Below are 12026 nucleotides of genomic sequence, written 5' to 3'. Positions count from 1 at the left end.
ATTAAAATATGAAATATTGATCACAAAACATCTAAAACTGTGTGTGGAATTGTCTGTGCTTTCGATTTAAAAGAGTCTGCTGAAATTTTGCGGCCTCAGTTGCTGGAAATGGCAAAATGTATTCGCCATCGTGGCCCCGATTGGAGCGGAATTTTCAGTAACGATAAAGCTATACTTGCGCACGAGCGCTTGGCTATTGTAGATCCTACTTCTGGTAAGCAGCCGCTGTTGAGCGAGGACGGAAAGCTGGTTCTTGCTGCCAACGGTGAAATTTATAATCATCTGGAATTACGGAATCAGTTGAACAGCCCCTATAACTTCCAAACCAAATCAGATTGTGAAATTATACTTGCGCTCTATAAAGAAAAGGGTGCTGCTTTTTTAGATGAACTGAATGGCATTTTCGGATTTGCGATTTATGATGTAGAGAACGATGCCTACCTGATTGCCCGCGACCACATGGGTATCATTCCACTATATATCGGCTGGGATCAGAACGGCACTTTCTACGTGGCCTCTGAACTGAAAGCTTTGGAAGGGAAATGTGGTAAAATAACACTCTTCCCTCCCGGCCATTACCTATCCAGCAACGAAGAAGGCTTTCAAAAGTGGTATGACCGCGACTGGATGGATTACAAAAACGTTGCTGAAAATGAAACCAGTATTAAAGCAGTTCGTGAAGCGTTGGAAGCCGCAGTACACCGCCAGCTAATGAGCGATGTGCCGTATGGCGTTTTGCTTTCAGGCGGCCTTGACTCTTCCATCACATCAGCCATAGCAAAAAAGTATGCTGAAAAGCGCATTGAAAGCAACGATGTAGACGCTGCCTGGTGGCCACAGCTGCACTCCTTTGCCATCGGCCTGGAAGGTTCCCCTGACTTGGCAGCTGCCCGAAAAGTAGCAGACCATTTAGGCACCATTCATCACGAGATAAAGTTTACGATACAGGAAGGGATAGATGCCATAAAAGATGTAATCTACCACCTGGAAACTTACGACGTTACCACTGTCAGGGCCTCTACACCTATGTACCTGATGGCACGCGCTATTAAGGCTATGGGTATCAAGATGGTGCTTTCCGGAGAAGGTGCCGATGAGATTTTCGGCGGCTATTTATACTTCCATAAAGCTCCCAACGCCCAGGAGTTTCATGAAGAAACAGTGCGCAAACTGGATAAGCTACACATGTACGACTGCCTGCGTGCCAATAAATCGTTATGTGCCTGGGGCATTGAAGGGCGCGTGCCTTTCCTTGATAAAGAATTTATGGATGTAGCCATGCGCATTAACCCTGATGACAAAATGATAAACGGGGAACGCATGGAAAAATGGGTGCTACGCAAAGCCTTCGAAGATTACCTTCCTGCAAGTGTGGCCTGGCGACAGAAAGAGCAGTTTTCTGATGGCGTTGGCTACAGTTGGATTGACACCTTAAAAGAGATGGTGAGCCAGAAAGTTAGTGATGAGCAACTCGCAAACGCTCATTTTAAGTTCCCTATTCAACCTCCGTCGAGCAAGGAAGAGTTCTATTACCGTTCCATTTTTTCGAGCCATTTCCCCAGCGATGCGGCGGCGCTTTCTGTGCCATCGGTTCCTTCTGTGGCCTGTAGTTCGCCTGTTGCTTTGGCCTGGGACGAATCATTTAGAAACCTGAATGACCCATCGGGCAGAGCAGTAGCCAACGTACATGCCGACGCTTATAAAACAGCACAGCTGGTAGAATAAGAAAGCCTTTCCAAGCAAGCCCCACAAGTATAAATAACTTGTGGGGCTTGTTTTTCCAGGTAAGTTATACTTGCTGAGTAGCAGCCAATACTGAGAGGGAAAGCTATACTTCACATCTTAACTGCGTTAAAAATAAATAGAGCTCGGAGCATTCTTTTCCTGCAGGTATACTTGAGCACAGCGTCGCCTACCCCCGCTCCACCACGATGTATTTAGCCGAAAACCCGTTGCGCTTGTAAAGCTCCTGCAAGGCTGTGATCAGCGAGTCAATAGCTGACGGTTTTGTGTTATAGGTATAAATGGGCTCCAGGTAATTCTTATAGCCCCGCCCGCTTACCCGCCACATGTACTTTCTTATCTCTGGCTCCTCTACTTCTTTAAGCTGCTTCGCCAATACCACCTGTCGCATGTAAGGCAAAGCCAGTTTCATACTTTGGTAATCAGAAAAAGCATAAAGCCGGAAGTAAGAGCTAAGCTTGATAGAATTCATAAAGGCAAAGATAAAGCTCTTCGTTCTTTTGCCATGCGTCACGCACCGACGATTATATACAAAAAGCAAAACAGGCAAGTATAACCAGCCCCTGCTCAGGAAAAGCAAAGTCCTTTACAAAGGTGCTTATCTCCTAGTAAGCCTATGTTCTCATAGATAAAACAGGCCTTCACTAAGTATAACCTACTTTGCTGGAACAGCGTGTAAGTATAATCGTCTAGTTCAAACTATAAACACATAAAGCTATGAGCCAAAAAAACGAAAATAATAACATGCAAGACCCGAAAGAGCAATATACCAAACCTCCTTTTCCGGACCAGGAGCAGGAGGTGCCGGGCACTGAAGCTGAACTTACGCCAGATGCTGATCACGGCGAGAAGTCTTATAAAGGATCGGGCAAGTTGGAGGGGCGCAAAGCCATTATAACAGGGGGAGATTCAGGGATAGGCCGTGCAGTGGCCATTGCCTTTGCCCGCGAAGGTGCCGACGTACTGATTTCATACTTAAGCGAAGACAAAGACGCCAAAGAAACAGCTAAGTATGTAGAAGAAGCAGGGCGCAAAGCTATACTTGTACCGGGTGATATAAGTGAGGAGGAGCATTGCAAAAAGATAGTGAAGCGCGCTGTAGACGAGTTTGGGCAGATTGATGTGCTGGTAAACAACGCTGCTTTCCAGATGGCGCGAGAGTCGCTGCAGGACATCCCGAGTGACGAGTGGGACCGTACCTTCCGGACCAATATTTACGCTATGTTCTACCTGTGCAAAGCTGCTGAACCACACATGAAGCCGGGCAGCACCATCGTAAATACTACGTCGGTAAACGCTTACAAGCCATCGCCGGTGTTGCTGGCTTATGCAGCCACGAAAGGCGCCATTCAGAACTTTACAGCTAACCTGGGGCAGATATTGGCAGACAAAGGTATACGTGTGAACTGCGTGGCACCAGGGCCAGTATGGACACCGCTTATTCCGAGCACCATGCCAGAAGATAAGGTGAAGGAGTTTGGCAAGAGTGTACCGCTCAAACGCCCGGGACAACCAGCGGAACTGGCACCAATTTACGTGCTGCTGGCCTCGCAGGACTCCAGCTACATGACAGGCTCTACTGTTCAGGTAACAGGAGGCACACCAACTATTTAATTATAGATTGACGTAGCTATAACAGCTAAAACCCCGCTGTACTTACTTAGATTGTAAGTATAGCGGGGTTTATCTTGATCTTACAGCAGCCTAGGCAAGTGTCACCCACAGCTCACAACAACGCATGAAGGTAACTCTTAAAGAACTCTGACATCAGCCTGAGCACCCTACATGTTAGGTTAAAGTATAAGCTATACCCTAAACTGCTACTTGTTTACAATCAAGCGTGTAATACGAATACTGAGTACAACTACTGCTGCCGGTATAGCGATGGCCGAAATTAATTTAAGTGGATCCATATAAAATCAGTTTTTCTATTTGCATACGTCCTGGCATAAACTTTGGGTTGTAAAGAGGTATAAATCATCTTCAAAAGCATGCATTTAGAGGTGAAAAACACAAGTCAACACAGATTTTAGTAACTTGTGCTATCGTTCAGGCCAACGGTGTCTGAATAACAGAGACTAAACACATCTTAAAAACACCTATGGGAAACCCAATTATACTAGCCGGTAAAAAGTCAGGCTTGCTTGTACTGCTGGCCTTGGTAGGCTGTAATTCTGCTAAAGTGCAGGAGAAGCCGCAACAAACACAAGCTGTTATGGAACAGAAAAAAGAGATTGACAATATTTTACTCGCAGAGTGGACCGGCCCTTATGGCGGCGTTCCAGCTTTCGATAAGATGAAGCTGGAAGACTTAAAGCCTGCCGTAGAAAAAGGCATGGCGCTGAACTTGGCAGAGATCGAAGCGATTGCCAATAACCCTGCTGCGCCTACGTTTGAAAACACCATTGTTGCAATGGAAAAAGCAGGTGAGGAACTTGGCAGAGCGATGACTTATTACAGCATCTGGGGCAGCAACGTATCTACGCCTGAGTTCAGAAAAATACAGGGAGAACTGGCGCCGCAGTTGTCCGAGTTTTCGTCTAAGATATCTCAAAACACGAAGCTGTTTGAGCGCATCAAAACAGTGTATGAAAACGCGCAGAAAAACCCACTTCCAGCTGATCAGCAGCGTGTAGTGGAGCTGGTGTATGAAAACTTTGCCATGGAAGGCGCCAACCTGAATGCTGCTGCGAAAGAGCGTTACGCTGCCATCAACAAAGAGCTTTCATCGCTTTATACTACTTTCTCAAACAACATCCTGGCTGATGAGGAAAACTACGTAACTTACCTTACCAAAGACCAGTTAAGTGGCTTGCCAGATTCGTTTGTGAAAGCGGCAGCCAAAGCTGCGGCAGACCGTGGGCAGGAAGGCAAGTATGCGGTTACTAACACCCGCTCGTCTATGGACCAGTTCCTGACTTACTCAGACAACAGAGAGCTGCGCGAGAAAGTATGGAACACCTACTACAGCCGTGCTGACAATGGCGATGCCAACGACAACAACGAAAATATTGCCAAGATTTTAAAATTGCGTGATGAGCGTGTGGCGCTTTTAGGCCACGACAATTACGCTGAATGGCGTTTGCAGAACCGTATGGCTAAAACGCCTGAGCGTGCCATGGACCTGATGAATGCTGTTTGGCCTGCTGCTTTAGCTCGCGTAAAAGAAGAAGTAGCCGACATGCAGAAAGTAGCGAATGCCGAAGGTGCCAAGATTAAAATTGCTCCTTGGGATTACCGCTACTACGCTGAAAAAGTACGCAAGCAGAAGTATGACCTGAACTCCAACGAGGTAAAGCAGTACCTGCAACTGGATAACCTGACACAGGCGCTGTTCTTTACAGCCGGCGAGCTGTTCAACTATAATTTTACGCCGGTACCGGAAGGTTCTGTGCCTGTTTTCCATGAGGATGTGAAAGTATGGGAAGTGACAGACAAGACCTCAGGTGAGCACATTGGCCTTTGGTATCTTGATCCGTTTGCACGCCAGGGTAAGCGCTCTGGTGCCTGGGCTTCGCCTTACCGCAGCCATACTACATTTAACGGCAAGAAAACCGTACTGGCATCTAACAACTCAAACTTCATTAAGCCAGCTCCGGGAGAGCCAGTGTTGGTTTCCTGGGATGATGCGACCACGTTCTTCCACGAGTTTGGCCATGCGCTGCACTTCCTGTCTTCCAACGTGAAGTACCCAACCCTGAACGGCGGTGTGAGAGACTACACTGAGTTCCAGTCGCAGCTGTTGGAGCGTTGGTTATCTACGGATAAAGTAATCAACCAGTACCTGCGCCACCACGAAACAGACAAGCCGATGCCAGCAGAGTTAGTTGCTAAAATCAAGAAGGCATCTACCTTCAATCAAGGCTTTGCGACAACTGAATTCCTGGCTTCTGCTTTGATGGACATGAAATACCACACCGTAGATCCTGCAGGGATGGATGCTGATAAGTTTGAAAGAGAAACATTGGCTGCCCTTAACATGCCGAAGGAAATTGTCATGCGTCACCGTTCGCCACACTTCGGACACGTGTTCTCCGGTGAAGGTTATGCCACAGGTTATTACGGATACCTTTGGGCGGATGTACTTACCTCTGATGCGGCAGAAGCGTTTGAGGAAGCTCCAGGTGGATTCTATGACAAAGAGGTAGCCGCCAAGTTGGTGAAATACCTGTTTGCCCCTAGAAACTCCATGGACCCAGCAGAGGCTTATCGCTTATTCCGTGGCCGCGATGCCAAGATAGATGCCCTGATGCGTGACCGTGGCTTCCCGGTGCCTGCGCAGAGCAAAACCAATAAGAAGTAAAATTTGAGGAAGTTGCTAATTAGTGGCTTCCAAAAGTACAAGTATAAAGGGCTGTAGGTGATCCTACAGCCCTTTTTTGTTTCTCTTTTCACAGAGTTTATACTTTTATACCTAAAGCAACTGCCCCTGGCACAGAGTTGTAAATCAACGAGCCTGTAACATCAGGTCTTCACAATTAACTGGAGTAACAAGAAGAGAGACCCTCAAAGCGTACAGCGCCTTTGCAGCAGCTGGGTTAGATGGTTTAATTTAGTTTACAGAAGAAGCCTTAATATAACGGCTCATGGCCTCCCCGATCTTCATCAGGTTGCTAGTCTCTTCCTCGGTAAAATCATAAGGTACTGGCTTTGCTATACCTAAGGTGCCGTATAGTTCACCGTCCAGCAACATCGGCACGGCAATAGAGCCCTCCACTTTTGTTTCTTTGGCAGCTGGCCGGGCCACTCCTGAATCATCGGTTTGCAGATTGCACATTTCCACCGGTTGCTTACGCTCGGCTGCTATGCCTGCCATACCTTTCCCGATAGGAATCCTTTCCATTTTCGGCAGCAAAAATTCGGGAATACCCTGCTGGGCCTGTAGCGCCAGTAACCCCGTGCTTTTGTCTAGCGTGTGGATGGTGCCGGTAGAGCAATCAAATGTAACAATGATATCAGATAATAACTCTTGCCATGAAACCGAATTTTGTTCGTTTTGAAGGGTTGCAAGAATAGATGTAGTTGTAGCGTGCATGTTTTGTTTGCTAAATAAGTTGTAGAAATAAGCTTCTGCAGTATAAGCAATACGAAAGTATAGCCGATGTAAGATACACTGATTTCACTTTTTAGCAGCTACTGCCTTGAACAGATGCGGCACAAGGCATACTTCTGCAAACCCTTGAGGTGCAAACTAACTTAAAATACGCGTTTAAAATACAACAGAAGCTTCCCCCACTGTATCTAAAACCAGCTTTGGCAGACAGATAAAAAATGAGCTGCCTTCTCCTTCTATACTTTCTACACGAATGCTACCGCCCAGGCTCTCGACAAAGTCTTTGCTAAACACAAGCCCTAAGCCTGTCCCCTTCTCTTTAGCCGTTCCCGCAGTTGTAAAGCGCTTATCAGTAAACAGCTTAGGTATATTATCTGGAGCAATGCCTTTTCCGTTATCGGTCACCACAAGGGCAACGGAGTCATCTCCTTCCTGCATGTGCACCCTTACGCTACCGCCCTGGTACGTAAACTTAATGGCGTTCATCAACAGGTTACGTAAAACAAAGTTCAGGCGCTCTTTATCCGCCATGAGTATCATATTCTCGGGAATTTCATTTATAAGGCTAATCTCTTTCTGCTTTGCCTCCCGGGCAGCAAAATCAATATTCTCACCTGTTAGCTGATGCACCTCGATGGGCTCCAGTGCCACTACAGAGCCCTGCAGCTGCGCCTTAGACCAAGCCAACAGGTTGTTCAGCATACCCATAACCACATCTACTTCATGGCCTAGCATGGCCAGAATCCGCTTTATTTCAGCCTCCGACATAGGTTTACGCCCGATCAGATCCAGCACGCCCTTAACCGAAGCAATAGGCCCTCTCAAGTCGTGTGATATGATAGAAAAAAGTTTGCCTTTCATAGTATTGGCTTCTTCCAGGCTTATGTTTTGTTTGATAATGCTCTTGTTCAATGCATCCAGTATATGCGCATTCTTCTCAATCACATCATTCTTAGCAGCCAGTTCTCTACTGTATTTAACTGCTTTAGCGTAATTTTTATACCACAAGTAAGCTAAGATCAGCAAAATTATACTTGCCAGGCCGGCTACTTCTAGCACCTGAAATATTTCTTTGGTTTTTTGCTCAGCCTGCAGGGCCTGCTTTTTAGAGGCTAGTTGTGCTTGTTGCTTTTCCTCCAGAATTTCCAGAAAGCTCAGTCCAAAAGACTTCTCTCGAGCACTTGTTTCCTGCTGTTGCTTTATCAGCGCCTCCTGCCATTTAATAACTTCTTCAAATTTCTTTTGCTCTTTGTTGATAAGGGCTAAAGTCTCCATTGCCTCTATCACCAATTGCGATGCTGTAATAGCTTTGGCATCCTGCAGTGCATCCTCAGCCAGTTTGGTAGCTTGATCAAAATCGTTTTCCTTTGCCGCTATAAAAGCCAGCTTGTTTTTTGCCAGAGAAAGGCCATACTTGTCGTCGTTCTTTTCATCTATAGCCAGTGCTTTATACAGAAAAGCCTTAGCCTTTGGCAAGTTATGCTTCTTGATGTGCAGCAGGCCCAAATGAAAGTTGGCTTTCTTGAGGCCATAAGTATACCCTTGCTGTTGGCTTTCGTGCAGGGCACTTTGGAAGTACTCTTCAGAAGCGTCAAAATCTTCTTGCGCCATATATAGTAGCCCAAGGCTATTGAAGACATTCACCAGATCATCTTTTAAACCTAAGACCAGATAGCTTTTCATAGCTTCTTTAAAAAGCTTCTCTGCTCCCTTTAAGTCACCGCCTTCAACCAGTGCATTGCCAATCTGCTGACTAGCCCTGGCTACATTGAGAGTATCTTTTATTTCCTGGCTGATGCCGAGTGACTTATAATACAAGGCAATGGCTTTCTCAGTATATCCATTTTGCTGAAAAATACCTGCTTCATTCAGATACGAAACAGATTCGCCTTTTTTATACTCCAGCTTTATAGACATACTTGCTGCTTTATGAAGTAGCGTCAGCGCATGATCCACATCATTCCTCTTGATCTTAAAAGCAAGAGTGTTTAACGAGTCGATGGTTTTGTAAGCTGCTGCATCAGCAATACCTTGCTGGCCAGAACCTGTCTGGGCAAGTGCCGAAAGTGGAAAGAAACTGATGATGATACAGTATAAAACTGAAGTATAAAATCTCATTTGGTTACTGGAATCCCCCTGATGTGCTTGTGTTTTTTGCCGTTACAGCTTTTCATTTAGAACTAGCTGCTTATGCCTTGTTTTATGCCAGCTGTAGTAAAAACCGTGTTCCTACACCAACCTGGCTACTTACTTTGATATCTCCCCCCATAGCTTCCAAATGGGTTTTAGTCAGAAACAAACCTATGCCACGTCCTTCAGCAGAGGCGTGGAACCTCTTGTACAACTTAAACATGTCGTTGCCTGCCAGCTTCATATCAAAGCCGGTTCCATTATCAGTTAAAGAAATAAAAGTGCCCAATTTAGTTGAGCCATACAGCTTTACACCAATCTGAAGCGGACGCTCTGCAGCCCTGTATTTGATAGCGTTAGAAAGCAGGTTGTAAAATATGCTATACAAATAAGCGCTGTTTCCATTTACACTGGTGCCATCTTTAATATCTAAAGTTATTTCGCCGCCACAGGCCTGCAGTGGCTCCCGAAGGCTATCAATTACCTGCTGCCATTTAGATTTTAAATCTACCTTTTCCTTTTCAAGGGTAAGTTTATTATCCCGTATGGAGAGTATCTCATTAAGGTCCTTCAGGATGTAGTCAAGGCGCTGTGTGCTTACAATCAGGTTATCCAGCGTCTTATCGTATACATTTGTAGTTCTATCTAACTTGGCTAACATGTTGGTCAAGCCCAAAATATTGGCAACAGGAGCCCGTAAATTATGGGATACGATGTAAGTAAACTGTTGCAAGTCACGGTTATGCCTGTAAAGATCTTTGGTGAGTTCTGACAACTCCAGCTCCGACTTTTTTAAGGCAGTAATATCGGTCTGGGTAGTTATGTACTGGATAAGTTTGCCTTGGTCATCAAAAATAGGGTTAACCTGCATCGAAAGCCATATTTCCTCGCCGTTTTTCCTGCTGTTCAGCTTCTCAAAAGCCACAGGTTCGCCTCTCAGCATTTGGTCTTTTACCAATTCAAATTCATTTGTGGTAGCCCTTGGGTTGTGCAATAGTTCTGATGGTCTTTTGCCTTTAGCATCTTCCAGACTATAGCCTGTTAAAGTAACAAAGCCTTTGTTTACCCACTCAATCCTGCGCTCTGGATCTGTGATGATGACACCATTTGTCGTGTTGCTGGCAACCAAAGAAAGCTTCTCCAGTTCTTTCTGTGACTTTACTTTGTCTGTAATGTCAGTTTGGATAAGTATAGACCGTGTTATATTACCTGCATCATCACGCACAGGAGAGCAATCTAGCAGCACCCAACGCTTCTCCCCTGCTTTGTTATAAATCAGTATTTCTTCTGTACATGGCACTCCTTGCCTGCGTTTCTCTTCAATCGTAGCCGCAATGCGCTGATCTGTTTCTTCCCCGTGTATAAGAGAACGGACTTTTACCCCCACTGTCTCAGCAAAGGTATAGCCGGTCAGATTCGTGAATCCTTCGTTCACCCATTCAGCTACGCCATCTACATCTGTAATAATAATGCCGTTGGTTGTTTTGCTTGCCACCAACGATAGCTTCTCCAGCTCCTGCCTAACTTCTACTTTATCTGTGATATCATTAAAATAAATCAAAAGTCCTTCTTCCGACGGAAACGCTTTCAGGTGCAGCCAGAGTTTGAGTTCGGGAGAGTATACCTCGAAAGAAACTGTTTTCCCAGATTCCATCGCGTAGCTGTAATGCTGATAGTAGACACTGTTGGTACCTCCAGGCATATGATCCCAGATATTCTCCCCAATCATATCTCTTTGGTATACCCCTAACAGCTTTTCGAACTCGCTGTTGGTATAAGTATAGATCCAGTTTTTGTCAAGTATACAGAAGGCATCTTTTATGCTTCCTAAAATTGTATTAAGCTTTTTGGCCTGCTCTCTTACAATTCTGTGAGACTGTGTAAGCGCTGTTATATCTCTGATTACCGAGTGTACCTTAATTACTTTGCCTTCTACAATTACAGGAATTTTGGTTATCGACAGAATAAGCATCTCCTGGTTATGCACCATTTCCACATCAAACTGTAATGTCTGGCCTTCAGAAGCAAGTTGCAGGTATTTTAGGCAAATTCCCGCGGCTTCAGGATTTAGAAAATTTGCAAGATGCTGTCCAACTATATCTTCTTTCCTTAAACCTACCAATAACTCACCTGCATAGTTAATATCCAGAATTACTCCTTGTAGGTTTTCAATTATGACAACTTCAGGGTTGTTATCAAATAATGCCTTAAACTGTTGTTCGCTCTCGATAATTTTTTGCTCGTAATTCCTGCTTTCAGTGATATCACGGGAGTTTGTAATCAGTGCTTTTACATGCGGGTTGTGTAACTGATTATTACAGGTAGCTTCTATCCATCTCCATTCGCCGGTTGCGCTCCTGTAGCGAAAATTCTGCTTTACAACCTTGCCCGCTTCACTTAGCAGCAATGCATGGTTTTGCATCAATGCATGCGTATCATCAGGATGGGCATACTCAAAGGCATTGCGGCCAATGAGCGACTCCGGCTCATAACCTAAGTCTCTTAAGGTAGCTCCTGAGTTATAGAGATAGGTGCCTTGCTCATCAAACAGCGCTAACATATCAGAGCCGTGTTCTATAAAAGCGCTATGAAGGTCTTCCTTTTCGCGCAGCTTCTCTTTTGCCCTTGTCTGCTCCGTTATATCGCGGCCAGTGCAGAAGGCCACCCCGTCATCCTCTGACCAGACCATAGCCCATAAAACAGGCACCAGGTATCCGTCTTTGTGCAGGCAACTGCATTCAAAAGAAGTAGTTTCGTACCCTGCTAATGTATCCTCAGCCACCTGTCGGACACGCTCCTGCTCCACTTGCTGTATATACTCCAGGTAGTAATGCCCCTCCATTTCTTCTCTTGCGTAGCCAAGAATGGAATGGCATGCATCGCTTACATACACAAAGCACCCATTACGATCGATGGAGCAAATCATATCAAGAGAATATTTAATCATATTCTCATAGAAGCTTATTTCTCTACCAGCTCTCATCCTTCTTCTGTAAAAACACCAACTACGTTTATTACTTTATTAATATCCTGATAAAATTTCGCCTATCAGCGCACTGCTATCTTGAAAGAACATCAGAATAGTTAATCAAACTTAACT

At 45.2% G+C, this 12026-nt stretch carries 7 protein-coding genes; 3 read left to right on the top strand and 4 right to left on the bottom strand.

From position 1 onward, the window contains the following. Positions 1-39: 39 nt before the first annotated feature. A complete protein-coding gene (gene asnB, locus ACFQ2O_RS15815; RefSeq protein ID WP_377529772.1) occupies positions 40-1725 on the top strand; it encodes an asparagine synthase B in 1686 nt (561 codons plus the stop codon). Positions 1726-1912: 187 nt separating this feature from the next. Here the strand turns inward: asnB and ACFQ2O_RS15810 are convergent, their stop codons facing one another. Further along, on the bottom strand, positions 1913-2215 hold the full coding sequence (locus ACFQ2O_RS15810; protein WP_377529769.1) for a hypothetical protein: 303 nt from the start codon (positions 2213-2215) through the stop codon (positions 1913-1915). A gap of 245 nt (positions 2216-2460) precedes the next feature. Between ACFQ2O_RS15810 and ACFQ2O_RS15805 the strand changes: the two genes are divergently transcribed. After that, positions 2461-3357, top strand: coding sequence for an SDR family oxidoreductase (locus ACFQ2O_RS15805; RefSeq protein ID WP_377529765.1), 897 nt, complete (start codon positions 2461-2463; stop codon positions 3355-3357). A gap of 487 nt (positions 3358-3844) precedes the next feature. After that, positions 3845-6046 carry a M3 family metallopeptidase gene (locus tag ACFQ2O_RS15800; RefSeq protein WP_377529760.1) on the top strand — a complete coding sequence of 734 codons (2202 nt, stop codon included), beginning with the start codon at positions 3845-3847 and terminating at the stop codon, positions 6044-6046. A gap of 249 nt (positions 6047-6295) precedes the next feature. Here ACFQ2O_RS15800 and ACFQ2O_RS15795 read toward each other — a convergent pair whose 3' ends face one another. From ACFQ2O_RS15795 to ACFQ2O_RS15785, 3 genes are all read right to left on the bottom strand, one after another. Next, the gene (locus tag ACFQ2O_RS15795; RefSeq protein ID WP_377529755.1) at positions 6296-6778 is read right to left on the bottom strand and encodes a GAF domain-containing protein; all 483 of its coding nucleotides are present in this window, start codon (positions 6776-6778) and stop codon (positions 6296-6298) included. A gap of 174 nt (positions 6779-6952) precedes the next feature. Continuing rightward, positions 6953-8914 carry a tetratricopeptide repeat-containing sensor histidine kinase gene (locus tag ACFQ2O_RS15790; protein WP_377529751.1) on the bottom strand — a complete coding sequence of 654 codons (1962 nt, stop codon included), beginning with the start codon at positions 8912-8914 and terminating at the stop codon, positions 6953-6955. An 82-nt stretch (positions 8915-8996) separates the two neighbouring features. Beyond that, positions 8997-11909: a PAS domain S-box protein gene (locus tag ACFQ2O_RS15785; protein WP_377529747.1), complete on the bottom strand. Its 2913-nt coding sequence runs from the start codon at positions 11907-11909 to the stop codon at positions 8997-8999. Positions 11910-12026 lie beyond the last annotated feature (117 nt).

The sequence above is a fragment of the Pontibacter rugosus genome (assembly GCF_042678745.1).
Taxonomy (GTDB): domain Bacteria; phylum Bacteroidota; class Bacteroidia; order Cytophagales; family Hymenobacteraceae; genus Pontibacter; species Pontibacter rugosus.
The sequence above is the reverse complement of the archived record's forward strand: the minus strand, read 5'-3'. Positions and strand labels throughout refer to the sequence as shown.